This window comes from Burkholderia sp. F1, assembly GCF_050813845.1.
GTDB lineage: Bacteria > Pseudomonadota > Gammaproteobacteria > Burkholderiales > Burkholderiaceae > Burkholderia > Burkholderia ubonensis.
The window spans coordinates 2599542-2623770 of record NZ_CP172422.1 but is presented as its reverse complement, the minus strand read 5'-3'; the positions used below and the strand labels follow the sequence as shown (position 1 = coordinate 2623770).

General features: G+C 65.8%; 19 protein-coding genes and 1 tRNA gene. 15 read left to right on the top strand and 5 right to left on the bottom strand.

Annotated features, from left to right (window positions below; translation table 11 throughout):
• The 3 genes from polA (at position 1) to ACFIMZ_RS30215 (ending at position 5592) form a co-directional block, all read left to right on the top strand.
• On the top strand, positions 1–2754 hold the full coding sequence (polA, locus tag ACFIMZ_RS30225) for a DNA polymerase I (RefSeq protein WP_431823118.1): 2754 nt from the start codon (positions 1–3) through the stop codon (positions 2752–2754).
• Positions 2755–3032: 278 nt separating this feature from the next.
• Entirely contained in the window at positions 3033–4379 is a 1347-nt protein-coding gene (locus ACFIMZ_RS30220) for an NAD(P)/FAD-dependent oxidoreductase (RefSeq protein ID WP_431823117.1), read from the top strand.
• A 337-nt stretch (positions 4380–4716) separates the two neighbouring features.
• Positions 4717–5592 (top strand): dienelactone hydrolase family protein, encoded by an 876-nt coding sequence (locus ACFIMZ_RS30215; RefSeq protein WP_431823116.1) that lies wholly within the window; start codon positions 4717–4719, stop codon positions 5590–5592.
• Between the two features lie 54 nt (positions 5593–5646).
• On the opposite strand, the gene ACFIMZ_RS30210 is transcribed toward ACFIMZ_RS30215, so the two are convergent.
• Complete coding sequence (locus ACFIMZ_RS30210) at positions 5647–6516, bottom strand: sulfurtransferase (RefSeq protein WP_431823115.1); 870 nt, start codon at positions 6514–6516, stop codon at positions 5647–5649.
• A gap of 110 nt (positions 6517–6626) precedes the next feature.
• The gene (locus ACFIMZ_RS30205) at positions 6627–7733 is read right to left on the bottom strand and encodes an aromatic ring-hydroxylating oxygenase subunit alpha (RefSeq protein WP_431823114.1); all 1107 of its coding nucleotides are present in this window, start codon (positions 7731–7733) and stop codon (positions 6627–6629) included.
• 270 nt (positions 7734–8003) lie between these two features.
• On the opposite strand from ACFIMZ_RS30205, the gene ACFIMZ_RS30200 reads away from it, so the two are divergent.
• The 4 genes from ACFIMZ_RS30200 (at position 8004) to folE2 (ending at position 12131) form a co-directional block, all read left to right on the top strand.
• Complete coding sequence (locus ACFIMZ_RS30200) at positions 8004–8297, top strand: exodeoxyribonuclease VII small subunit (protein ID WP_431823113.1); 294 nt, start codon at positions 8004–8006, stop codon at positions 8295–8297.
• On the top strand, positions 8294–9178 hold the full coding sequence (locus ACFIMZ_RS30195) for a polyprenyl synthetase family protein (RefSeq protein WP_431823112.1): 885 nt from the start codon (positions 8294–8296) through the stop codon (positions 9176–9178). Before ACFIMZ_RS30200 ends, ACFIMZ_RS30195 begins: the two co-directional genes overlap by 4 nt.
• Before the next feature lie 81 nt (positions 9179–9259).
• A complete protein-coding gene (gene dxs / locus ACFIMZ_RS30190) occupies positions 9260–11164 on the top strand; it encodes a 1-deoxy-D-xylulose-5-phosphate synthase (RefSeq protein ID WP_431823111.1) in 1905 nt (634 codons plus the stop codon).
• Positions 11165–11321: 157 nt separating this feature from the next.
• The gene (gene folE2 / locus ACFIMZ_RS30185; RefSeq protein ID WP_060001986.1) at positions 11322–12131 is read left to right on the top strand and encodes a GTP cyclohydrolase FolE2; all 810 of its coding nucleotides are present in this window, start codon (positions 11322–11324) and stop codon (positions 12129–12131) included.
• A gap of 96 nt (positions 12132–12227) precedes the next feature.
• On the opposite strand, the gene tsaD is transcribed toward folE2, so the two are convergent.
• The gene (tsaD, locus tag ACFIMZ_RS30180; protein ID WP_060233865.1) at positions 12228–13268 is read right to left on the bottom strand and encodes a tRNA (adenosine(37)-N6)-threonylcarbamoyltransferase complex transferase subunit TsaD; all 1041 of its coding nucleotides are present in this window, start codon (positions 13266–13268) and stop codon (positions 12228–12230) included.
• Positions 13269–13388: 120 nt separating this feature from the next.
• On the opposite strand from tsaD, the gene ACFIMZ_RS30175 reads away from it, so the two are divergent.
• The 7 genes from ACFIMZ_RS30175 (at position 13389) to ACFIMZ_RS30145 (ending at position 22015) form a co-directional block, all read left to right on the top strand.
• Positions 13389–14606, top strand: coding sequence for an NAD(P)/FAD-dependent oxidoreductase (locus ACFIMZ_RS30175; protein ID WP_431823110.1), 1218 nt, complete (start codon positions 13389–13391; stop codon positions 14604–14606).
• Positions 14607–14681: 75 nt separating this feature from the next.
• The gene (gene rpsU, locus ACFIMZ_RS30170) at positions 14682–14894 is read left to right on the top strand and encodes a 30S ribosomal protein S21 (protein WP_004190342.1); all 213 of its coding nucleotides are present in this window, start codon (positions 14682–14684) and stop codon (positions 14892–14894) included.
• Positions 14895–15057: 163 nt separating this feature from the next.
• On the top strand, positions 15058–15504 hold the full coding sequence (locus ACFIMZ_RS30165) for a GatB/YqeY domain-containing protein (protein ID WP_431823109.1): 447 nt from the start codon (positions 15058–15060) through the stop codon (positions 15502–15504).
• Positions 15505–15577: 73 nt separating this feature from the next.
• Complete coding sequence (gene dnaG, locus ACFIMZ_RS30160) at positions 15578–17452, top strand: DNA primase (RefSeq protein WP_431823108.1); 1875 nt, start codon at positions 15578–15580, stop codon at positions 17450–17452.
• Between the two features lie 88 nt (positions 17453–17540).
• On the top strand, positions 17541–19952 hold the full coding sequence (gene rpoD, locus ACFIMZ_RS30155; RefSeq protein ID WP_431823107.1) for an RNA polymerase sigma factor RpoD: 2412 nt from the start codon (positions 17541–17543) through the stop codon (positions 19950–19952).
• A gap of 133 nt (positions 19953–20085) precedes the next feature.
• Positions 20086–20161, top strand: a tRNA-Ile gene (locus ACFIMZ_RS30150).
• Between the two features lie 171 nt (positions 20162–20332).
• Positions 20333–22015 (top strand): adenylate/guanylate cyclase domain-containing protein, encoded by a 1683-nt coding sequence (locus ACFIMZ_RS30145; RefSeq protein WP_431823106.1) that lies wholly within the window; start codon positions 20333–20335, stop codon positions 22013–22015.
• Between the two features lie 55 nt (positions 22016–22070).
• On the opposite strand, the gene ACFIMZ_RS30140 is transcribed toward ACFIMZ_RS30145, so the two are convergent.
• The gene (locus ACFIMZ_RS30140; RefSeq protein ID WP_431823105.1) at positions 22071–22406 is read right to left on the bottom strand and encodes a DUF4148 domain-containing protein; all 336 of its coding nucleotides are present in this window, start codon (positions 22404–22406) and stop codon (positions 22071–22073) included.
• A gap of 65 nt (positions 22407–22471) precedes the next feature.
• Positions 22472–22813 (bottom strand): DUF4148 domain-containing protein, encoded by a 342-nt coding sequence (locus ACFIMZ_RS30135; protein ID WP_431823104.1) that lies wholly within the window; start codon positions 22811–22813, stop codon positions 22472–22474.
• A 645-nt stretch (positions 22814–23458) separates the two neighbouring features.
• On the opposite strand from ACFIMZ_RS30135, the gene ACFIMZ_RS30130 reads away from it, so the two are divergent.
• Positions 23459–24211, top strand: coding sequence for a hypothetical protein (locus ACFIMZ_RS30130; protein ID WP_431825401.1), 753 nt, complete (start codon positions 23459–23461; stop codon positions 24209–24211).
• The last annotated feature ends 18 nt before the right edge of the window (positions 24212–24229 follow it).

The window sequence follows — 24229 nt, the reverse complement described above, 5'->3', positions numbered from 1 at the left end:
ATGCCTGAAGAACGAAATCTGGAAGGTAAGACCCTGCTATTGGTTGACGGTTCGAGCTATCTGTATCGGGCTTACCATGCGATGCCTGATTTGCGTGGCCCTGGCGGGGAGCCGACCGGAGCGCTCTACGGAATCATCAACATGCTGCGCCGTATGCGCAAGGAAGTCAGTGCAGAGTATAGCGCTTGCGTGTTCGATGCAAAGGGCAAGACGTTCCGCGATGACCTCTATGCCGACTATAAGGCAAACCGTCCGTCGATGCCGCCCGATCTCGCGTTGCAGGTCGAGCCGATCCACGGCGCCGTGCGCGCGCTCGGCTGGCCGCTGCTGATGGTCGAGGGCGTCGAAGCCGACGACGTGATCGGCACGCTCGCGCGCGAAGCCGAACGGCACGGGATGAAGGTGGTCGTGTCGACGGGCGACAAGGACCTCGCGCAGCTCGTCACCGATGACGTCACGCTCGTCAACACGATGACCAACGAGATCCTCGACCGCGACGGCGTGATCGCGAAGTTCGGCGTGCCGCCGGAGCGGATCATCGACTACCTGGCGCTGATCGGCGACACGGTCGACAACGTGCCGGGCGTCGAGAAGTGCGGGCCGAAGACGGCCGTGAAGTGGCTGACGCAGTACGACAGCCTCGACGGCGTGATCGAGCACGCGGGCGAGATCAAGGGCGTCGTCGGCGACAACCTGCGCCGCGCGCTCGACTTCCTGCCGCTCGGCCGCAAGCTCGTGACCGTCGAGACCGCCTGCGATCTCGCGCCGCATCTCGAATCGATCGAGGCGACGCTCGCGACCGACGGCGAAGCGCGCGACCTGCTGCGCGACATCTTCGCGCGCTACGGTTTCAAGACTTGGCTGCGCGAGGTCGACAGCGCGCCCGCGGAAGGCGGCGGCGCCGACGCGCCGGACGGCGAGTCGGCGCCGGTCGTGACGGCGAGCACCGTTCGCGAATACGACACGATCCAGACCTGGGCGCAGTTCGACGCGTGGTTCGCGAAGATCGACGCGGCCGCGCTGACCGCCTTCGACACCGAGACGACGTCGCTCGACCCGATGGTCGCGCGGCTCGTCGGCCTGTCGTTCTCGGTCGAGCCCGGCAAGGCCGCGTACCTGCCGGTCGCGCACCGTGGCCCCGACCTGCCCGAGCAGCTGCCGCTCGACGGCGTGCTTGCACGCCTGAAGCCGTGGCTCGAATCGGCCGACCGCAAGAAGGTCGGCCAGCACCTGAAGTACGACGCGCAGGTGCTCGCGAACTACGGGATCGAGCTGAACGGCATCGAGCACGACACGCTGCTCGAATCGTACGTGCTCGAATCGCACCGCACGCACGACATGGACAGCCTCGCGCTGCGTCATCTGGGCGTCAAGACGATCAAGTATGAAGACGTGGCGGGCAAGGGCGCGAAGCAGATCGGCTTCGACGAAGTGGCGCTCGCGCAGGCCGCCGAGTACGCGGCCGAAGACGCGGACGTCACGCTGCAGCTGCATCACGCGCTGTACCCGCAGGTCGCGCGCGAACCGGGCCTCGAGCGCGTGTACCGCGAGATCGAGATGCCGGTGTCGATCGTGCTGCGCAAGATGGAGCGCACGGGCGTGCTGATCGACGACGCGCGCCTGCAGGCGCAGAGCACCGAAATTGCGACGCGTCTCATCGAGCTCGAGGCGCAGGCGTACGAACTGGCCGGCGGCGAATTCAATCTCGGTTCGCCGAAGCAGATCGGCCAGATCTTCTTCGAGAAGCTGCAGCTGCCGGTCGTGAAGAAGACGCCGAGCGGCGCGCCGTCGACCGATGAAGAGGTGCTGCAGAAGCTCGCGGAGGATTATCCGCTGCCGAAGCTGCTGCTCGAGCATCGCGGGCTGTCGAAGCTGAAGTCGACCTATACCGACAAGCTGCCTCGGATGGTCAACCCGGAAACGGGGCGCGTGCACACGAACTATGCGCAGGCGGTCGCGGTCACGGGCCGTCTCGCCTCGAACGATCCCAATCTTCAGAACATTCCGGTGCGCACCGCCGAAGGCCGGCGGATCCGCGAGGCGTTCGTCGCGCCGCCGGGCCACCAGATCGTGTCGGCCGATTATTCGCAGATCGAACTGCGGATCATGGCGCACATCTCGGGCGATGCGTCGCTGCTGCGCGCGTTCTCGAACGGCGAGGACATCCATCGCGCGACCGCGGCGGAAGTGTTCGGCGTGACGCCGCTCGAAGTGACGGCCGACCAGCGGCGGATCGCGAAGGTGATCAACTTCGGGCTCATCTACGGGATGAGCGCGTTCGGGCTCTCGGCGAACCTCGGCATCACGCGCGACGCGGCGAAGCTGTACATCGACCGGTATTTCGCGCGCTACCCCGGCGTCGCGCAATACATGGTGGACACGCGCGAGATCGCGAAGGAGAAGGGCTACGTCGAAACCGTTTTCGGCCGCCGTCTGTGGCTGCCGGAGATCAACGGCGGCAACGGTCCGCGCCGCCAGGCGGCCGAGCGCGCGGCGATCAACGCGCCGATGCAGGGCACCGCGGCCGACCTGATCAAGCTGTCGATGATTGCGGTGGACGACTGGCTCGCGCGCGACGGCCTCGCGTCGCGGATGATCATGCAGGTGCACGACGAACTGGTGCTCGAGGTGCCCGAGGCCGAGCTGCCGCGCGTGCGCGAGAAGCTGCCGGAAATGATGTGCGGCGTCGCGAAGCTGAAGGTGCCGCTCGTCGCCGAGGTCGGCGCCGGCGCGAACTGGGAAGAGGCCCACTGACCGGCGCCGCTGCACGCCCCCTGTGACCTGCGGCATATTGTTGCAGAGAGGTCACTTCTTGAAACTGTTTGCTTGTGGTCAACGCGCAAGCTCCCGGACAATGCATGTCAGGCATCGCCTGACGGCGAGGCGCGGCGCGCTTCGTGCTCCGGGGGCGGGCGCGTGGATGTCGTTCGAACTGCACATCAATGATGTTCGAACTGGTTCGCCACGGAGTCACGCAGCCGCGATCGGTATCGCGCGGCCGCGACAGGTTTTGAACAGCAAGGGGGAATCAGATGCATCGGATCATCATCGTAGGCGGGGGCGCGGGCGGCCTGGAACTGGCGACACGGCTCGGCGATCGGTATGGCGCGCGCGGCAACCGTCCCGCGCAGGCGCTCGTCACGCTCGTCGATCGCTATCCGACGCACATCTGGAAGCCGCTGCTGCATGAGGTGGCGGCCGGCAGCATGGATCCTTTCACGCAGGAGCTCGAATATGCGGCGCAGGCGCGCTGGCACGGCTTCGAGTTTCAGCAGGGCGAACTGGTCGGCCTCGACCGCGCGACGAAGCGGATCACGCTGTCGCCCGTCAACGACAGCGACGGCGCGGAGCTGCTGCCGCAGCGCACGCTCGACTATGACACCCTCGTGATCGCGATCGGCAGCACGACGCACTTCTTCGGCGTGCAGGGCGCGCAGGAGAATGCGATCGCGCTCGACACCGTCGCGGAGGCCGAGCGGTTCCGCAAGCGGCTGATCGCCGCGTGCATGCGCGCAGAGCATCAGAATCCCGCGCCGGTGGAAGCGTCGGGCGACCCGTCGGCGCCGGCCGAGCCGCGCATCCAGGTGGCGATCGTCGGCGGCGGCGCGACCGGCGTCGAGCTGTCGGCGGAGCTGCGCAACACCGCGCAGGTGCTGTCCGCGTACGGCCTGCACAAGCTCGACCCGCGGCACGACGTCGGCATCGTGCTGATCGAATCCGGTCCGCGGATTCTCCCGGCGCTGCAGGAGCGCGTTTCGACCGCGACGGCCGAGCTGCTCGAAAAGCTCGGCGTGCGGCTGATGCTGAGCGAGCGTGTGACCGAAGTCGCGCCGGGCGTCGTGCGCACTGCGAGCGGCAAGTCGGTGCGCGCCGACCTGACCGTCTGGGCGGCCGGCATCAAGGCGCCGGCCGTGCTGGCGCGGCTCGACGGCCTGCAGGTCAACAAGCTCGGTCAGCTGGATGTGCGCCGCACGCTGCAGACTGCCAATGACGACAACGTGTTCGCGCTCGGCGATTGCGCCGCATGCGCGTGGCCCGGCAACGAACGCAACGTGCCGCCGCGCGCGCAGGCCGCGCACCAGCAGGCGAGCTTCCTGCTCAAGGCGATCGGGTGCAGGCTGGAGGGGCGGCCGCTGCCCGAGTTCACCTATCGCGATTTCGGCTCGCTCGTGTCGCTCGGCCACTTCAGCGCGGTGGGCAACCTGATGGGCGGGCTGATCGGCGGCAACATGCTCATCGAAGGCCTGTTCGCGCGCTTCATGTACATGTCGCTGTACCGGCTGCACATCGCGGCGCTGCACGGCTATCCGCGGATGATGCTCGATACCGTCGCGCACTGGCTGCGGCGCACGACGCTGCCGCGCGTCAAGCTGCACTGACGACGGCATGATGCGGTCCTGGCGGGCGGGGAATGCGCGACGAGCGGATTCCCCGCCCGTCGCCGTTTTGGGGCGTACGCACGCAACCGGCTTCAGTCGTTCCGGCGACGCGTGCCGAGTGCGTCGAGCCGGATCGGGCGACGCGTCGATTGCAGGTATCGAGGTGGATTCTTGCGTTCGGACGGTTGACGTGACAACGGATTATTGGGCATCGTGTGCAGGTTTCCGCTAGCGGCCGCGTGCCGACAACCGCAGCGCCTGTGTCGCGGGCCGGCGCGATGCCCCGTCATGCCGAAGTCGTCGGCGTGCCGGCGGCGCTCAATCGAGGAGTGCATTCATGTTGAAACCCGAAGTCGACAGCCTGGTTCCCCACGTTCCGTTTTCGCGCCGAAAGTTCATGCAGGCTTCGCTCGGCAGCGCCTTCGCGGCGGCGGTGCTGCCCGTGTCGGCGCAGACGATCACGACCGGCAGCGCCGGGCTGGACGCCGGCACCATCGAGATCCGCTCGGGCGACGCGAGCGTGCCCGCGTATCGCGCGCAGCCGCAGGACAAGACCAACCTGCCGGTCGTCATCGTGATTCACGAGATCTTCGCCGTGCATGCGCACATCGCCGACATCTGCCGCCGTTTCGCGAAGCTCGGCTATCTGGCGATCGCGCCCGACCTGTTCGCGCGGCAGGGCGATGCGTCGAAGTATCCGACGATCCAGGGGGTGATCGACAACATCGTCAGCAAGGTGCCGGACCGGCAGGTTACCGAGGATCTCGATGCGACGCTCGCGTGGGCGGGCAAGAACGGCGGCGACCTGGCGCGCGTCGGTGTGACGGGGTTCTGCTGGGGCGGCCGTCAGGCGTGGCTGTATGCGGAGCACAATCCGCAGGTGCGCGCGGCGATCGCGTGGTACGGGTTCGTCGAAGGCAAGACCGACGAGATGACGCCGTTCAATCCGGTCGATCATGCGTCGACGCTCAAGGTGCCCGTGCTCGGCCTGTACGGGGAGAAGGACGCGAACATCACGCAGGCATCGCTCGCGGACATGCGTGCGCAGATCGGGAAGAGCGACTCGAAGCTCGCGCGGGAGTCGGAGATCGTCGTGTATCCCGATGCGGGCCACGCGTTCTTCGCGGATTACCGGCCGAGCTATGTGAAGGCCGATGCCGAGGACGGGTGGAAGCGCGCGATCGCGTGGTTCCACAAGTACGGCGTGATGTAAACGGAACGCGGCGGCCGAAGCCGCCGCGTCGTCGACGTGCGCCTGCCGGATGGCTTACGGATTCGGGCCGGTCGCAACCGGCCGCGACGGATCGGCGCACCATTCGCTCCACGAGCCGGGGTAGAGCGACGCGCCGTGCAGGCCCGCGACTTCCATCGCGAGCGCGTTGTGGCAGGCGGTCACGCCCGAGCCGCATTGCAGGATCGCGAGGTTCGGCTCGGTGCCGGCCAGCAGCGCGGAAAACGTCTCGCGCAGTTCGTGGCCGGTCTTGAAGCGGCCGTCCGCGGCCAGGTTGTCCTTGAAGAAGCGGTTGCGCGCGCCCGGAATGTGACCGCCAACCGGATCGATCGTTTCGTTCTCGCCGCGATAGCGGTCCGCCGCGCGCGCATCGATCACGAGGCGCGCATGCGACGTCAGGTTCGCGAGCACGGCCTGCGCATCGACCGTCGATTCGAGCGGCGCCTGCGCGCGGAAGTCACCGCGCGACGGATGCGGCGTTTCGGTCGTCAGCGGCTGGCCGGCCGCTTGCCATGCCTGCAGCCCGCCGTCGAGGACGGCAACCGAATCGTGGCCGAGCCAGCGCAGCAGCCACCACAGGCGCGCCGCATAGGAGCCGCCCTGCGCATCGTATGCGACGACCTGCTGGCCTTGCTTCAGCCCCCGGTCGACCAGCGTGGCGACGAGCGCGTCGCGCGTCGGCAGCGGATGGCGGCCGTTGGTGCCGGTCTTTCGGCCGGACAGGTCACGATCGAGATGCAGGTACTGCGCGCCCGGGATGTGTCCGGCCGCGTACGCGGCTTCGCCCGCGCCGGTATCGGCGAGATCGAAGCGGCAGTCGAACAGCGCGACGCTGGCGGGCGCGGCCGCGAGGCGTTCGGCGAGATTGGCCGCGGAGATGAGCGTGGTGTAATGAGTATGTGTCATGACGGCTCCTGATTGAGCAAACGGCCTGATGTTCTAAGTCTAAACAAAAAAAGACGGGTCGCAGCCCGTCTTTTCGTCACGCATCGTGATGCTTGAACAGCATGCCGGCGTCAGATGTCGCCCAGCTGGCGGCGCAGGAACTCGTGGAAGTGCTGCATGCCGTCTTCCATCGGGCTCTGGTACGGGCCGACCTGCGATTCGCCGCGCTCCATCAGCGCGCGGCGGCCGGCGTCCATGCGCATCGCGATCTCGTCGTCCTCGATCGCCGTCTCCATGTACGCCGCGCGTTCCGCCTCGACGAACTCGCGCTCGAACAGCGCGATTTCCTCGGGATAATAGAACTCGACGATGTTGGTCGTCTTCTGCGGCCCGCGCGGAATCAGCCACGACACGACGAGCACGTGCGGATACCACTCGATCATCAGGCCCGGGTAGTAGACCATCCAGATCGCGCCGAACTCCGGCGGCACGCCGTTGCGGAACTTCAGCACCTGCTCGTGCCACTTCTTGTACGTCGCGCTGCCCGGCTTCGCGAGCGCGTTGTGCACGCCGACCGTCTGCACGCTGTACCAGTCGCCGAACTCCCACTTCAGGTCGTCGCACGACACGAAGCTGCCGAGGCCCGGGTGGAACGGGACGACGTGGTAATCCTCGAGGTAGACCTCGATGAAGGTCTTCCAGTTATAGTCGCACTCGTGGACTTCGACGTGATCGAACTGGTACTCCGAGAAATCGAAGTGATGCTTCGTGCCGAGGTTCGCGAGATCGCGCGCGACGTTGCGGCCTTCCGCCTCGAACAGCAGCCCCTGCCAGTTCTGCAGCGGCGACTTGCCGAGGTTCAGGCAGGGCTTGTCGGGGAAGTGCGGTGCGCCGAGCAACTGGCCTTCCAGATCGTACGTCCAGCGGTGCAGCGGGCACACGATGTTCTGCGCGTGGCCGCGCCCGTTCAGCATGATCGCCTGCCGGTGGCGGCACACGTTCGACAGCAGTTCGACCTGGTTCGCCGGGTTGCGGACCAGCACGCGGCCTTCCTTCTCGGACGGCAGCGCAAAATAATCTCCCGCCTCGGGCACCATCAATTCGTGCCCGACGTAGCGAGGTCCTTTCTTGAAGAGTGTTTCGATTTCGCGCGTTAACAGCGCCTCATCGAAGTATGCAGTGACTGGAAGCTGGCTATGAGCCGACTTCAACTGAAGCGCATCGCTCAGATTGGACATTCCCACTCCCGGTGATAGCGTGAAAGCAGTGAACAACCCAACCATCGAAAAATCGATTTAGGGAAACGGGGAATTATACCCGGTTCCCTCGGCAAGGCCAGTATTAAGTGCCTGATTTGTGTCAATTTTTTGTCGGGCGGCCATCCGGAAGGGCACGATTTGCACCAAAGGTGGGGCAGGAGCGCGCGCCTGACGCACCAAGTCGGCAGGTCGGAAAATTCTCTTTTGCCGTAGAATGTCCGACTTGTTTTGAAATTTGACACTTTGTCCATGGCGAAAACCGCATCCCCAGGCGCCACGCCGCCCGGCAATGGCACCGAGCCGTTGCCGGACAATTACGAGACGGCGCTCGCGGAGCTCGAGGCGCTGGTTGCCCGGATGGAAGGCGGCGCGTTGAGCCTCGAGGATTCGCTCGCGGCCTATCGCCGTGGGGCCGCACTTGTTGCGTTTTGCCAACAGCAGCTCGAAAAAGTAGAGCAGCAGGTGCGCGTGCTTGACGGTGCGGCCCTGAAGCCGCTTTCGGCCGGAGCGGCCGCCACGGACGGCGAAGACGACGATCTATGACATTCGAACAATGGATGCGGTCTGTGCTTGACCGTGTCGAGGATGCACTCGGCCACTACCTGCCGGCCGAAACTGTGGTGCCCGCACAACTCCACGAAGCGATGCGCTACGCGGTCCTCGGGGGCGGCAAGCGCGTGCGTCCGCTGCTGTGCCATGCAGCGGGCGAGCTGACCGGCGCCACCGAGGCGGCGCGCAATGCGGCGGCGGCGGCGCTGGAGATGATCCACGTCTATTCGCTCGTGCACGACGACATGCCGTGCATGGACGACGACGCGCTGCGGCGCGGCAAGCCGACCGTGCACGTGCAGTACGACGAGCCGACCGCGCTGCTGGTCGGCGACGCGCTGCAGTCGCAGGCGTTCGTCGCGCTGACGGACGTCGAGGCGCTGACGCCGGCGCAGCAGGCCGCGCTCGTGCGCGAGCTGGCGCTGGCGAGCGGCTCGATCGGCATGGCCGGCGGGCAGGCGATCGACCTGGCGAGCGTCGGCACGAAGCTCACGCGCGAGCAGCTCGAGACGATGCACCGGATGAAGACGGGTGCGCTGCTGCGCGCCGCCGTGCGGATGGGCGCGCTCGCGGGCGAGACGCCGTCCGCGGACACGATGGCCGCGCTCGACGTCTACGCTGCCGCGGTCGGCCTGGCCTTCCAGGTCGTCGACGACATTCTCGACGTGACGACCGATTCGGCGACGCTCGGCAAGACGGCCGGCAAGGACGCGGCAAACGACAAGCCGACCTACGTGTCGATTCTCGGCCTCGATGCGTCGCGCGAGCTGGCCGCGCAACTGCGCGCCGACGCGCACGCCGCGCTGCAACCTTTCGGCGCGCGCGCGCAGCGTCTCGCCGAACTTGCCGACCTGGTGGTGAACCGGGTCAGCTGACGCGAAAGCCCGCCGCCGCGCACACGCTACGGTGCGTGCAACAGAATGCGGGCGCGTTTGATTTCCTACAATGGAACGACGATGTACGACTTGCTGAAAACTATCGACGATCCGGCCGACTTGCGCCGTCTCGATCGCCGCCAACTTCAACCGCTCGCCGACGAGCTGCGCTCGTTCGTCCTCGACAGCGTGTCGAAGACGGGCGGCCATCTGTCGTCCAACCTCGGGACGGTCGAGCTGACGATCGCGTTGCACTACGTGTTCAACACGCCGAACGACCGCATCGTCTGGGACGTGGGTCACCAGACCTATCCGCACAAGATCCTGACGGGCCGCCGCGACCAGATGCACTCGCTGCGCCAGCTCGACGGCATCTCGGGCTTCCCGCGCCGCTCGGAATCGGAATACGACACGTTCGGCACCGCACACTCGAGCACGTCGATCTCCGCCGCGCTCGGCATGGCGATCGGCAGCCAGCTGAACGGTGACGACCGCTTCTCGATCGCGGTGATCGGCGATGGCGCGATGACCGCCGGCATGGCGTTCGAGGCGATGAACAACGCCGGCGTGAGCGAGGACGCGAAGCTGCTCGTGATCCTCAACGACAACGACATGTCGATCTCGCCGCCGGTCGGCGCGCTGAACCGCCATCTCGCCCGCCTGATGTCGGGCCGCTTCTATGCGGCCGCGCGCGCGGGCGTCGAGCGCGTGCTGAGCGTCGCGCCGCCGGTGCTCGAGCTCGCGCGCAAGCTCGAGGAGCACGCGAAGGGCATGGTCGTGCCCGCGACGCTGTTCGAGGAGTTCGGCTTCAACTACATCGGGCCGATCGACGGCCACGATCTCGATTCGCTGATCCCGACGCTGCAGAACATCAAGGAACTGCGCGGTCCGCAATTCCTGCACGTCGTGACCAAGAAGGGGCAGGGCTACAAGCTTGCCGAGGCTGATCCGGTGCTGTACCACGGCCCGGGCAAGTTCAATCCGGCGGAAGGCATCAAGCCGTCGGCGACGCCCGCGAAGAAGACCTACACGCAAGTGTTCGGCGAATGGCTGTGCGACGAGGCGGAGCGCGATTCGCGCGTCGTCGGCATCACGCCCGCCATGCGCGAAGGCTCGGGCATGGTCGAGTTCGAGAAGCGCTTCAAGGATCGCTACTACGACGTCGGCATCGCCGAGCAGCATGCGGTGACGTTCGCGGGCGGCCTCGCGACCGAAGGGCTGAAGCCCGTCGTCGCGATCTACTCGACGTTCCTGCAGCGCGCGTACGACCAGCTGATCCACGACGTCGCGCTGCAGAACCTGCCGGTCGTGTTCGCAATCGATCGCTCGGGCCTCGTCGGCGCGGACGGCGCGACGCACGCGGGTGCATACGACCTCGCGTTCATGCGCTGCATCCCGAACATGACGGTCATGGCGCCGTCCGACGAGGACGAATGCCGCCAGATGCTGCACACCGCGCTGCAGCAGCCGAACCCGACCGCGGTGCGCTATCCGCGCGGCGCGGGCACGGGCGTCGCGACGGTGAAGGAATTCACCGAGATCCCGCTGGGCAAGGGCGAAGTGCGCCGCCGCACGTCGCAGCCGCAAGGCAAGCGAATCGCGATCCTCGCGTTCGGCACGATGGTCGCGCCGTCGCTCGCCGCGGCCGAGGAGCTCGACGCGACCGTCGCGAACATGCGCTTCGTGAAGCCGGTCGACGCCGCGCTCGTGCGCGAGCTGGCCGAAACGCACGATGCGATCGTCACGATCGAGGAAGGCTGCGTGATGGGCGGCGCGGGTTCCGCGTGCGTCGAAGCCCTGATGGAGTGTGGGGTTATCCGACCCGTACTACAATTGGGCCTCCCTGACCGCTTCATCGATCACGGTGACCACGCGAAGCTGTTGTCGCAATGCGGCCTCGACGGCGCGGGCATCGCGAAATCGATTCGTGAACGCTTCCTGAATCCGGCGGCCGACGTCGCCGACCAGGCCAAGCGCGTCGCGTAAGCCGGCGCCGCCAGATGGCGGCGTCGACGCGACTGGCGCAGCACGGTCTTTCATTGATGCGGAAAACATGGGCCTGCGGGCCCATGTTGTTTTTCCGGCCTGCCGCTTGCGGCGGCGCGCGCGAAGTCCCGTGCGCGGCTTAAAAGGATTGAACAAGATGAACCAGATGAATCCCGCCTTCGTGATGCCCGACGTGCAGAGCACGGTGGATACCCGTCAGATTCCGATTCAGCGCGTGGGCGTGAAGGCGGTCCGGCATCCGTTGACGGTGCGCACGGAAAGCGGCGACGTGCAGCCTTCCGTCGGTCTCTGGAACCTCGACGTCCATCTGCCGGCCGACCAGAAGGGCACGCACATGTCGCGTTTCGTCGCGTTGCTCGAGGAGCATCGCGCGCCGCTGACGACCGGGCTGTTCCGCACGATGCTCGCGTCGATGCTGGAGAAGCTCGAGGCCGAGGCGGGCCGCATCGAGGTGACGTTCCCGTATTTCGTGAACAAGACGGCGCCCGTGTCGGGCGTGCAGAGTCTGCTGGACTACGAAGTGACGCTCGCGGGCGAAAGCCGCGGCGGCGCGACCCGGCTGTTCCTGAAGGTGCTGGTGCCGGTCACGAGCCTGTGCCCGTGCTCGAAGAAGATTTCGCAGTACGGCGCGCACAATCAGCGCTCGCACGTGACGATCGATGCCGAGCTCGCAGCCGACGTGCCGGTCGAGGCGCTGATCCGGATGGCCGAGGAAGAGGCGTCGTGCGAACTGTGGGGGCTGCTGAAGCGTCCCGACGAGAAGTTCGTCACCGAGCGCGCGTACGAGAACCCGAAGTTCGTCGAGGACCTGGTGCGCGACGTCGCGCAGCGTCTCGATGCCGACGAGCGCATCGTGGCCTACGTGCTCGAAGCCGAGAACTTCGAGTCGATCCACAATCACAGCGCGTATGCGCTGATCGAGCGCGACAAGCGGCTGGCCGCGTAACGCGCCGTTTCGTTCGTTGTGGCAGAAAGAGAAAGGCCGCTCATTGGAGCGGCCTTTCGTGTTTGCAAACAGCGTGCGAGACGCGGGCGGGCGCGCTCAGCGCGCGAGCGACGCGAGATCCCAGCGCGGCTTCACGGTGAACGCATAGTCGGCGTTCGCCTGCTCGGGCCAGCGCGCGAGCCGCAGCGCGCCCGCGAGCGCGATCATCGCGCCGTTGTCGGTGCACAGCGCGAGATCCGGGTAGTGCACGTCGAAGCCGCGCTTCGCGGCGGCGGCCGACAGCGCGGCGCGCAATTGACGGTTCGCGCCGACGCCGCCCGCAACCACGAGGCGTTTGAGCTTCGTCTTCTTGAGCGCCGCGAGCGACTTCGCGACAAGCACGTCGACGGCTGCGTCGACGAAACCGCGCGCGAGATCCGCCTTCGCGCGCTCGAGCGCGTCGCCGGTCAGTTTCGCGGCCTCGAACTTCTTCATCTGCGTCAGCACGGCGGTCTTCAGGCCGCTGAAGCTGAAGTCGAGATCGCCGGAGTGCAGCATCGGGCGCGGCAGCACGACGGCGCCCGGCGTGCCGGTTTCCGCGAGCTTCGACACTTCCGGGCCGCCCGGGTAGCCGAGGCCGATCAGCTTCGCGGTCTTGTCGAACGCTTCGCCGGCGGCGTCGTCGAGTGTCTCGCCGAGCGTTTCGTACACACCGACGTCGGTCACGCGCATCAGTTGCGTATGGCCGCCCGACACGAGCAGCGCGACGAACGGAAACGGCGGCGGCTCCGCGACGAGCAGCGGCGACAGCAGGTGGCCTTCGAGATGATGGATGCCGACGGTCGGCTTGTTCCACGCGAGCGCGAGCGCGTTCGCGATGCTCGCGCCGACGAGCAGCGCGCCGGCCAGCCCCGGACCCTGCGTGAAGGCGATCGCGTCGATGTCCTCGCGCCGCGTGCCGCTTTGCGCGATGACTTCCTCGAGCAGCGGCAGCGCGCGGCGGATGTGGTCGCGCGACGCGAGTTCGGGCACGACGCCGCCGTAGTCGCGGTGCATCGCGATCTGCGAATGGAGGGCGTGCGCCAGCAACCCGCGCTGCGTGTCGTAGAGCGCGAGGCCGGTTTCGTCACAGGAGCTTTCGATGCCGAGAACGAGCATGGTATGGGGCAGGGCGTGCCGTGTCGCGCGGCGTCGCCTGAATGTCAACGTAACCGAAAAGTATAGCAGGCGCGCGCTTCCCGCCGCAGGCGGCGGCGCGGGCCGGGTACAATCCGCGCCATGGAAACTTTTGACATCGCCGTGATCGGCGCGGGCGCCGCCGGCATGATGAGCGCGGCGGTGGCCGGGCAGCTCGGCCGCCGCGTCGTGCTGGTCGACCACGCGCCGCGCCTCGCCGAGAAAATCCGTATCTCGGGCGGCGGCCGCTGCAACTTCACGAACCTGTACGCGGGCCCCGACAACTACCTGTCGGCCAATCCCCATTTTTCCCGCTCGGCGCTCGCGCGCTACACGCCGCGCGATTTCCTCGGGCTGCTCAAGCGCCATCGGGTGACCTGGCACGAAAAGCACAAGGGCCAGCTGTTCTGCGACCACGGTAGCGATGCGATCATCGACGTGCTGAAGCACGAGTGCAACGCCGGCGGCATCGCGTGGCGCCGGCCGGTCGTCGTCGACGCGGTGCGCCATGCGCCGGCCGACGGCTTCACGCTGGACACGCAGGCGGGCCCGATCGCGGCGCGCGCGCTGATCATCGCCACCGGTGGCCTGTCGATCCCGAAGATCGGCGCGACCGACTTCGGCTACCGGATTGCGAAGCAGTTCGGCCACAAGCTCGTCGATACACGGCCTGCACTCGTGCCGCTCACCTTCGCGCAGCAGGACTGGGCGCCGTTCGCCGCGCTGTCCGGCGTGTCGCTCGAGGTGCGCGTGTCGACCGGCGACCGGAAGCGTGGCGGCGAATTCGTCGAGGATTTGCTGCTGACGCACCGCGGGCTGTCCGGGCCCGGCATCCTGCAGATCTCGAGCTACTGGCAGCCCGGCGAGCCGATTCACGTCGACCTGCTGCCGCAGCGCGACGTCGTCGCCGATCTGCTCGAGGCCAAGCGCGCGTCGAAGCGCCAGGTCGGCTCGCTGCTCGCCGAGTGGGTGCCGTCGCGCCTCGCGCACGTGTGGCTCGACACGCATCGGGTGGCCGCCGATACGCGGCTCGCCGATCTGCCGGACAAGACGCTGCGGCAGGTCGGGGAGGCGCTCGGCGGCTGGACGCTGACGCCGAGCGGCACCGAGGGCTACAAGAAGGCCGAGGTGACGCGGGGCGGCGTGGATACGCGCGAGCTGTCGTCGGCGACGCTGATGAGCGCGCGGGTGCCCGGCCTGTTCTTCGTCGGCGAAGCGGTGGACGTGACCGGCTGGCTGGGCGGCTACAACTTCCAGTGGGCGTGGGCGTCCGGCGTGGCCGCCGGGCAGGCGGCGGCGGAGTTTGCACGCGGCGCTTGACGCAGTAATGCGTTTGTGTAAAGGGTCTGCTATACTCAATAATCTTTCCCTGCAAACTTTTTTACGTGTCGGGTCATGACGATCATTCGCGTTAAAGAAAACGAGCCGTTTGAAGTTGCCATGCGTCGCTTCAAGCGCACGATCGAAAAGAACGGTCTGCTGACCGAACTTCGTGCGCGGGAGTTCTACGAGAAGCCGACGGCCGAGCGCAAGCGCAAGAAGGCTGCAGCAGTGAAGCGTCACTACAAGCGTATCCGCAGCCAGATGCTGCCGAAGAAGCTGTACTGAATGATGTAGCGCCGCGCGGTTCGCTGAGCGGCGCACCGGCGGTTCCGTCGCGAGTCGCCGATGCCGGATTCGAGCAACCCGCTTGAGACAGTGTCCCAAGCGGGTTTTTGTGTTGACGTCCGTCAACGGGCGTTGAATTCACGTTTCCATTCCCGGGTGAAAGATGAGTTTGAAAGACCAGATCAGCGAAGACATGAAGGCGGCGATGCGCGCGAAGGAAACCGAGCGTCTCGCGACGATTCGCCTGCTGATGGCCGCGATCAAGCAGCGTGAGGTCGACGAGCAGATCACGCTCGACGATGCCGCCGTCACGGCCGTGATCGACAAGATGATCAAGCAGCGCAAGGATTCGATCAGCCAGTTCCAGGCGGCGGGCCGCGACGATCTCGTTGCGAAGGAGCAGGCCGAGCTGACGGTGCTGAGCGGCTACATGCCCGCGCAGCTGTCGGAGGCCGAGGTGGCCGCCGAAGTCCAGGCCGCAGTCGCGCAGACCGGTGCGGCCGGCCCGCAGGACATGGGCAAGGTGATGGGCGTGCTGAAGGGCAAGCTCGCCGGACGTGCCGACATGACCGCCGTTTCCGCGCTCGTCAAGGCCGCGCTCTCGAAGTAAATCCATGCCCGGCGTGCGCTGACATCGTGCGCGCCGGGTCGCTCCGCATCGTTTTTTTCCGTTCGATCCCACGGTGATTCCGCATTCGTTCCTGCAGGATTTGCTGAACCGCGTCGATATCGTCGACGTGGTGGGCCGGTACGTGCAGCTCAAGAAGGGCGGCGCCAATTTCATGGGGCTGTGCCCGTTCCACAACGAGAAGAGCCCGTCGTTCACCGTCAGCCCGACCAAGCAGTTCTATCACTGCTTCGGCTGCGGCGCCCACGGCACGGCGATCGGCTTCCTGATGGAGCATGCGGGGCTGTCGTTCCCTGAAGCCGTGCAGGAGCTCGCACAGTCGGTCGGCCTGACCGTGCCGCACGAACCGTCGCCGACGCGCGGCGGCGGTGGAGGCGGCGACTATCCGTCGCAGCCGGCCGTATCGAAATCGGTGGCGACCGCGCTCTCCGACGTGATGGCCGCCGCATGCGACTACTACCGCAAGCAGCTGCGCGGCGCGCCCACGGCGATCCAGTACCTGAAGAAACGGGGGCTGACCGGCGAGGTCGCGGCCCGGTTCGGCCTCGGCTATGCGCCGGACGGCTGGCAGAACCTCGAGGCGGCGTTTCCCAACTATCGGGACGATGCGCTGGTCGAGTCCGGGCTCGTGATCGTCAGCGAGAAGACCGACGCGCAGGGCGTCGCGCGCCGCTACGACCGCTTCCGCGAACGGATCATGTTCCCGATCCGCAACGTGAAGGGGCAGGTGATCGGCTTCGGCGGTCGCGTGCTCGGCAGCGGCGAGCCCAAGTATTTGAATTCGCCCGAAACGCCGCTATTTAACAAGGGCAGCGAGCTGTACGGGCTGTTCGAGGCGCGGCTCGCGATCCGCGAGCGCAAGTACGTGCTCGTCGTCGAAGGCTATATGGACGTCGTCGCGCTCGCGCAGCTCGGCTTCCCGAACGCGGTCGCGACGCTCGGCACTGCGTGCACGCCGATTCACGTGCAAAAGCTGATGCGGCAGACCGACACGGTGATCTTCAGCTTCGACGGCGACGCGGCCGGGCGCCGTGCGGCGCGGCGGGCGCTCGAGGCGTGCCTGCCGCACGCGGCGGACAACCGGACGATCCGGTTCCTTTTTCTGCCGACCGAGCACGACCCGGACAGCTACGTGCGCGAATTCGGCGCCGATGCGTTTTCCGAGCAGGTCGAGCGGGCGATGCCGCTGTCGCAGTTCCTGCTGAACGAGGCGATCGCCGGCAAGGCGCTCGACCAGCCGGAAGGCCGCGCGAAGGCGCTGTTCGACGCGAAGCCGCTGCTGCAGGCACTGCCCGCGAATGCGCTGCGCGCGCAGATCATGCACATGTTCGCGGACCGGCTCGACATTCCGTTCGAGGAGGTCGCGGGGCTGTCGGAGGTCGATACGCGGATCGACGTGCCGCCACGCAAGGCGCCGGCGCGCAGCGACCGGCGCCGCGTGACGGACAACGAGAAGCGCGCGTTGCGCAACCTCGTGATGCATCCGCGCGTCGCCGTGCAGCTCGACGACGAGCAGGTTGCGACGCTGCGGGCGCTGCCGCGCATCGGCGAGCTGTTCGGCGAAGTCGTCGACCATGCGCGTGCGCTGGGCGACGGGGCGGAGTTCAGATTGTTGTCGGATGTGCTGAGGACGTCCTCGAATGCGGCGACTTACGAGGAAATCTTCCGCGAAATTCTGGACTATGATGAAAACGTCCGCGATCTGCTGTTACAGAATCCGGACGACGAGACGGTGCCCGAACGGCAGCGTGAGCAGGAACGGATCGCGGGGGAGGAGCTTCAGGCGGCGGTGCTCAAGATGCGCTACGACGCATGTTGCGACCGTCTCGACCGGCTCTCGCGGCAATCCACCTTCACACCCGAGGAGCTGGCTGAATTGACGGAATTGAACCAGCAGCGGGCCGACATGAAGCGTCGGCTCGGGCTGTAGGCAGCCGGGGCGCCAAGAGAGGGCCCCCCAGCGTGCTATAATATAAGGTTTCCAGCGGTTTGTTTTCTAAGCAGAGGCGAGAATCGCGATGGCAAAGACGACAGGCGGAAAGAAAGCAACAGGCAAGGGCTCGACGGAGCCGACCAAGAAGGTCACAGCGGCCAAGTCTGCTTCTTCCGCCAGGACGGTGTCTTCCGCCACGACGGCCACTGCAAGAAAAAAGGCCGCGGCCGGCACTGCTCAGGCTGCGCCGGCGCAGGCAGCCAGAACACGGGCTGCCGCCAGACCCGACTCCGGGCCGGCCAAGCCGGTGGCGAAGCGGGCAAGTGCGAAAAGCGCAAGGGACGCGGCTGCCGCGGCGGACGAAACGGCAGTACGTACTACTCATGCACCCACGGTTCAACCGGCTGTCGTCCAGCAGCCGCGAGTCGATTTAGCCGGTACGGCGAACTCCATGACGAAAAAGCTGAACGAAGTATCCGTCGATGACGACGCAAATCAGAGCGACGAGCAGCCTGCTGCGGCTGCCCCTGGCAAATCCAAGGTGCGCGATCGTCGCGCCAAGGAAAAGGCGCTGCTGAAGGAAGCGTTCGCGACGAGCACGCCCGGCACGGCCGAGGAGCTCGAAGAGCGCCGCGTGAAGCTGCGTGCGCTCATCAAGCTCGGCAAGGAGCGTGGCTTCCTCACGTATGCCGAGATCAACGACCATCTGCCGGACAACTTCACCGAGACCGAAGCGCTCGAAGGCATCATCGGCACGTTCAACGACATGGGCGTGGCGGTCTACGAGCAAGCGCCGGACGCGGAAACGCTGCTCTTGAACGACAACGCGCCGGCGGCTTCATCGGACGATGAAGTCGAAGAGGAAGCTGAAGTCGCGCTGTCCACCGTCGATTCCGAATTCGGCCGCACGACCGATCCGGTCCGGATGTACATGCGCGAGATGGGCACGGTCGAGCTGCTCACGCGCGAAGGCGAAATCGAGATCGCGAAGCGGATCGAGGACGGCCTGCGCCACATGGTGATGGCGATTTCCGCGTGCCCGACGACGATTGCCGACATCCTCGCGATGGCCGAGCGCGTCGCGAACGAAGAGAGCCGCGTCGACGAGCTCGTCGACGGCCTGCTCGATCCGAATGCGTCGGACACCGACACCGACGGCTTCTCCGCGAAGGCGGCGGAAGAGATCGAGAACGAGGACGACGAAGCCGAAGAGGAAGAGGAAGAAGAGGAAGAGGAAGACGATGACGGCGCCGCGCAGGCGACCGCCAACGCTGCCCAGCTCGAAGCCCTCAAGCGCGCATCGCTCGAGAAGTTCGCGCAGATCAGCGAATGGTTCGACAAGATGCGCCGCGCGTTCGAGAAGGAAGGCTACAAGTCGAAGTCCTACCTGAAGGCGCAGGAAACGATCCAGACCGAGCTGATGACGATCCGCTTCACCGCGCGTACCGTCGAGCGCCTGTGCGACACGTTGCGTGCGCAAGTGGACGAGGTGCGTCAGGTCGAGCGTCAGATCCTGCACATCGTCGTCGACAAGTGCGGGATGCCGCGTTCGGAATTCATCGCGCGCTTCCCGGGCAGCGAGACGGATCTCGACTGGGCCGAGAAGGTCGCAGCCGAAGGGCATTCGTACAGCGCGGTGCTGTCGCGCAACATCCCGGCGATCCGCGAACAGCAGCAGCGCCTGCTCGACCTGCAGGCGCGCGTCGTGCTGCCGCTGAAGGACCTGAAGGAAACCAACCGCCAGATGGCGGCGGGCGAACTGAAGGCGCGCCAGGCGAAGCGTGAAATGACCGAGGCGAACCTGCGTCTCGTGATCTCGATCGCGAAGAAGTACACGAACCGCGGCCTGCAGTTCCTCGACCTGATCCAGGAAGGCAACATCGGCCTGATGAAGGCGGTGGACAAGTTCGAATACCGTCGCGGCTACAAGTTCTCGACGTATGCGACGTGGTGGATCCGCCAGGCCATCACGCGTTCGATCGCGGACCAGGCGCGCACGATCCGGATTCCGGTTCACATGATCGAGACGATCAACAAGATGAACCGCATCTCGCGGCAGATCCTGCAGGAAACCGGTCTCGAGCCGGATCCGGCCACGCTCGCCGAGAAGATGGAAATGCCGGAAGACAAGATCCGCAAGATCATGAAGATCGCGAAGGAGCCGATCTCGATGGAAACGCCGATCGGCGACGACGACGATTCCCATCTCGGCGACTTCATCGAGGACAACAACACGGTCGCGCCGGCGGATGCCGCGCTGCATGCGAGCATGCGCGACGTCGTGAAGGACGTGCTCGATTCGCTGACGCCGCGCGAGGCGAAGGTGCTGCGGATGCGTTTCGGTATCGAGATGAGCACCGATCACACGCTCGAGGAAGTCGGCAAGCAGTTCGACGTCACGCGTGAGCGGATCCGTCAGATCGAGGCGAAGGCGCTGCGCAAGCTGCGTCACCCGAGCCGTTCCGACAAGCTGAAGTCGTTCCTCGAAGGGAACTGATCTCCGCGTTTCCCCTCTGGACGCCACCGGTATCGATACGGTACCGGTGGCGTTTGTCCCTTTTATTGATACAATGCCGGCCCGGCGTCTTTGCCCGGGTGGCGTGCAGCACGCTTCGCTTCTCTTCTCATCAGGGCCTGTAGCTCAGCGGTTAGAGCAGTCGACTCATAATCGATTGGTCGCGGGTTCGAACCCCGCCGGGCCCACCATCTCCTTCTTCCGCAATCCATAGCGTTCCGCCGTGGGGTTCCGAAACCCTTGCTGCAAAAGCCCTTCTGAGCATTCCCGGTGCTCCGGATGATGGGTCGGCTCCGTTGATTTTCTCCGTTCGATGGGGGTAGCTTTAGGGGTAACTCGATGCGGTGGAAAGGAGTGACCCCATGGGTCAACGGCTGCGGCATGTGGGTATTCGATCGATCCGGCTGACCACCGGGCTGGTCGTGTTCACCTACGTCGGTACGCACCTGCTGAATCACGCGCTGGGGAATATCTCGCTCGCGTGGATGGAGCGCGATCTGCTCGTGCAGAAGTTCGTCTGGCAGGGGTGGCTTGGAACGGCCGCGCTGTATGGCTCACTGGCAACGCATTTCTTCCTCGGTCTATGGGCGCTATACGAACGGCGCTCGTTGCACTGGACGCCGGCGGAGCTGGCGCAACTCGTGCTCGGCCTGTGCATCCCGCCGCTGCTCGCCAACCATCTTGTGAATACGCGGATCGCCTTTGCCGAGTTCGGCCTGAACAAGGGCTATGCGCAGCTGCTGTACGCTTTCTGGATCGATTCGCCGTTCTTCGGCGGCGTGCAGCTGACGCTCCTGGTTGTCGCATGGGTGCATGGGTGTTACGGCGTCTGGTTCTGGCTGCGATTGAAGCCATGGTTTGGCGCATGGCGGAGCGTGCTGCTGAGCGCTGCGGTTCTGCTCCCCGTGCTCGCGCTGCTCGGCTTCCTGCAGGGCGGACGGGAAGTGGTCGGGCTCGCGCGGGACCCGGTCTGGCGTGCCGAGGCGATTCGGCCGGCAAAGGTCGGCACCGGATCGCAGGACCGGTGGCTCGCCGAGTTGCGCAACGACTTCCTGACCTTCGATGGTGGGGCGCTGTTGCTGGTGCTCGGTGCGAGACTGGTGCGCACAGCGCGTGAACGCCGCGCAGGACGGTTCAGCATCCTGTATCCGGACGGGCGAAAGATACGGGCGCCGCTCGGATTCTCGGTGCTCGAGGCAAGCCGCATGGCCGGTGTTCCCCATGCCAGCAGTTGCGGCGGGCGCGCCCGATGTACGTTGTGCAGGGTGCGCGTACTCAGCGATACGCCGCTGCCCGAGCCGGGCGACGCCGAGCGTCGCGTGCTGGAGCGGCTGGGCGCCGATCCGCAGGCCGTGCGCCTTGCCTGCCAGTTACGGCCAACCCACGATCTCTCCGTGTGGCCGCTGGTGCCGCCGGCGGCCTCTGCCGCCTTCCTGCAGCGGCGTCAGCGGGACGTCATGCCGCAAGAGCGATTCGCGGCGTTCATGTTCGTGGACATGCGGGATTCCACGAATCTTGCAGCGGCGCAGCTGCCGTTCGACAGCCTGTTCGTGGTCAGCCGCTTCCTGAGCGCAGTCAGCTCCGCGGTGGTGCAGGCCGGCGGCTTGCCGAACCAGTTCCTCGGGGACGCGGTGCTCGCGATATTCGGCTTGAGCAGCGATCCGGCCGCCGCCTGCCGCCAGGCGCTCGACGCGGTGCCGCTGGTGGCGGCCAATATCGACGCGCTCAACACCGCGCTCGAGCAGCAGCTGAAAGCGAAGATCCGGTTCGGCATCGGATTGCATTGCGGTCGCGCGGTCATGGGCGAGATCGGCTTTCGCGAGCATGTCACCTTCACCGCTATCGGCGATCCGCTGAACGTGGCGTCGCGACTCGAGCAATTGACAAAGGAGGTCGCTTGCGAGGCGATCGTCTCGGACCTGGTCTTCGAGCATGCCGGCATTTCAGCCGCGGGCCTGCCGCAGCTTGCCGCGCGCGTAAGAGGCCGCGATGACCTGGTACCCGTGCGGGTGCTGTCCAGGGCGGCGCAGATGCCGCGAGGCTGATCCTTGATCCGCGGCGTCGGGGCGATCTCGCAACGTCGCCCCGAGCGCGACAAGCTCAATGTCCGGAGTAGATGGAACGCGCCGGACTCCCCGCCGTTGGCTTCCCGGCCTCGGATGCGCCGTGCTCCGGCATTCCACCCATCGACTCGGCCGCCGCTTTCTGGTCGCTGCCGGCCGCATCTTGAGCGGCTGCCCGCGCCTCCGCGGCCTGGATATCCGCAGGATAGCTCGCCTCGTCGTTGGCCGACGGATTGTATCCGGCCCGTTCGAGACGGATGAGGTCGGCGCGGACCTGTGCTCTGGTGAGCGCGGCGGGAACGGACTGTGCAAAAGTCGCGGTGGAGCTGATGACGACGCCGAGCGTCAGTGCCAACAGGGCGATCTTTTTCATGATGCGGACTCCTTCAAATCAAGCGCTCAGTCTCCAATAGGCTGAGAGGAACAGTGGCGTGCGGATCAAGAGCCAGAATAGATATTGCAGAAGCTGACCGGTCCGACGCAGGCCGGCGGATCAGACGGAGGCGTTTGCCGTTTGACGCGGCCGGCATCGCTTGCGCCTGTCATGGCGGCGCCCATGCCGCTGTCGCTGTTTTGCTGCTTGAGCCTGTTGACTTGCTGTTCGAAGATCGGTGCAACGACGGGGTACGATGTGTCCGTTATGAAATTCAGGCCATTGCGTTGAGCTTCGATCAATTCCTGGCGTACCTGCGCTCGGGTCTTTTCCTGAGCGGGTGCGCTGACGGCAATGCTCGCTCCGGCGAAGAGAATCAGGGAAGCAATCATGGTTCGCTTGTTCACTTTGGACTCCGATATAGATGACGAGAAGGTGATGGATTTGCATCAGGAAGCGTGCGGAAACACGAGCGGGTTCCATTGGGGCGAATGTGTCGTGGTGGCTTCGTTTATAAAAGACAGACTCGACGCAACGCGACCGTTCGCTGGTACAGGGATTGATTGAGCCACGGCACAAACACGTACTCGTCGTATGCGTCGCAACCGATCAGAATCCAGTGGGACAGAACGTTGGACACGGCGGTCTCCTTTTCTCTGCGCGCTTCAATGTGAGGGAACCGAAACGCTGCAGTCGTCATCCGGCGTGCTCACACGACGGTATACCCGGAACGGTCGACACTTATTCCTGCAGTTCCACGGGCTTGTACAAAACTTGACGCGTCCTCCTGTCGATGCGGTCCGCAGTGCCGGCACATGGCAGATGCGCCAACACGCGCGACGGACGCCTTGGGCGCGAGCGTCATGCACGGGACGCCGCACATCGCTGGAATAAATCGACCCACTCTCCGGTATGTCGATCAGGCGCGGAGAGCACTGGGGGATACGTCGATGAGCGACGAGAAGAGGCCGGCCGGGAATGTTCCAGGCCAACCGCAGCGGGACTTCGCGAATGGCCCCGATGCCGGAAAACCGGCATCGGGGCATGGAGGGATGCGACAGGCCGCACGAAGGCTGCAGCTCGGTTCGGGCATCTTGCTGTGGCTCTATATTTCCATTCACTTGGTCAATCACGCGCTCGGCATCTGGTCAATCGATATCGCGGAGCGCGGCCTGACCCTGGCGATCGGACTCTGGCAAAGCCTGCCTGGGACGATCCTGCTATATGGCGCGGCCGGCCTGCATTTTGCGCTGGCGATCCGCACCATTTACAGCCGACGGCATTGGGCGCTGCCGCCCGCCGAATGGCTCCGCCTCTGGGCGGGACTCAGCCTGCCGATGCTGTTGATACGCCATGTAGTTGGAACGCGCGTCGCCACATCGTTTTACGGCTTCGATCCAAGTTACGAACGGGTCATTGTGTCGCTGCTCACGAGCGGCACGCAGGGCTTGCAGATCGCACTGCTCGCGCCGGGGTGGGTGCACGGCAGTCTTGGACTGTGGTTTCATTTGCGCCGTCACGCGCTTCTGCGTCGCGCGAAGTTCGTTCTGCTGGGCATGCTCGTTCTCTTGCCGCTGTTGTCGGCGGCGGGATTCGTTCAGATGGCGCGTGCGATCGCGCCGGGAAATCTCGCCGTACCGGCACCCGACGCGGTGCTGGTCGCGCACCGCGCCGTGCTCGACACGTGGCGACATTTTCTCGTCATCGGCTATCTGTCGTTGATTGCGACTGCCTTCGCAGGGGGCCTGCTGCGAAACAGGTTCTCCAGAGTCGATTCGCACGATGTGTCCGGCGAGCAACGGTGATCGGGGGCACAGTGATCG

Bases quoted from the DNA above. Each gene is read 5' to 3' on its own strand.
- ACFIMZ_RS30195 (WP_431823112.1), top strand. From the start codon at position 8,294: ATGACATTCGAACAATGGATGCGGTCTGTGCTTGACCGTGTCGAGGAT.
- polA (WP_431823118.1), top strand. From the start codon at position 1: ATGCCTGAAGAACGAAATCTGGAAGGTAAGACCCTGCTATTGGTTGAC.
- ACFIMZ_RS30205 (WP_431823114.1), bottom strand. From the start codon at position 7,733: ATGTCCAATCTGAGCGATGCGCTTCAGTTGAAGTCGGCTCATAGCCAG.
- ACFIMZ_RS30175 (WP_431823110.1), top strand. From the start codon at position 13,389: ATGGAAACTTTTGACATCGCCGTGATCGGCGCGGGCGCCGCCGGCATG.
- dxs (WP_431823111.1), top strand. From the start codon at position 9,260: ATGTACGACTTGCTGAAAACTATCGACGATCCGGCCGACTTGCGCCGT.
- ACFIMZ_RS30165 (WP_431823109.1), top strand. From the start codon at position 15,058: ATGAGTTTGAAAGACCAGATCAGCGAAGACATGAAGGCGGCGATGCGC.
- ACFIMZ_RS30200 (WP_431823113.1), top strand. From the start codon at position 8,004: ATGGCGAAAACCGCATCCCCAGGCGCCACGCCGCCCGGCAATGGCACC.
- ACFIMZ_RS30220 (WP_431823117.1), top strand. From the start codon at position 3,033: ATGCATCGGATCATCATCGTAGGCGGGGGCGCGGGCGGCCTGGAACTG.
- ACFIMZ_RS30140 (WP_431823105.1), bottom strand. From the start codon at position 22,406: ATGAAAAAGATCGCCCTGTTGGCACTGACGCTCGGCGTCGTCATCAGC.
- rpsU (WP_004190342.1), top strand. From the start codon at position 14,682: ATGACGATCATTCGCGTTAAAGAAAACGAGCCGTTTGAAGTTGCCATG.
- ACFIMZ_RS30210 (WP_431823115.1), bottom strand. From the start codon at position 6,516: ATGACACATACTCATTACACCACGCTCATCTCCGCGGCCAATCTCGCC.
- ACFIMZ_RS30145 (WP_431823106.1), top strand. From the start codon at position 20,333: ATGGGTCAACGGCTGCGGCATGTGGGTATTCGATCGATCCGGCTGACC.
- rpoD (WP_431823107.1), top strand. From the start codon at position 17,541: ATGGCAAAGACGACAGGCGGAAAGAAAGCAACAGGCAAGGGCTCGACG.
- folE2 (WP_060001986.1), top strand. From the start codon at position 11,322: ATGAACCAGATGAATCCCGCCTTCGTGATGCCCGACGTGCAGAGCACG.
- ACFIMZ_RS30130 (WP_431825401.1), top strand. From the start codon at position 23,459: ATGCGACAGGCCGCACGAAGGCTGCAGCTCGGTTCGGGCATCTTGCTG.
- tsaD (WP_060233865.1), bottom strand. From the start codon at position 13,268: ATGCTCGTTCTCGGCATCGAAAGCTCCTGTGACGAAACCGGCCTCGCG.
- ACFIMZ_RS30215 (WP_431823116.1), top strand. From the start codon at position 4,717: ATGTTGAAACCCGAAGTCGACAGCCTGGTTCCCCACGTTCCGTTTTCG.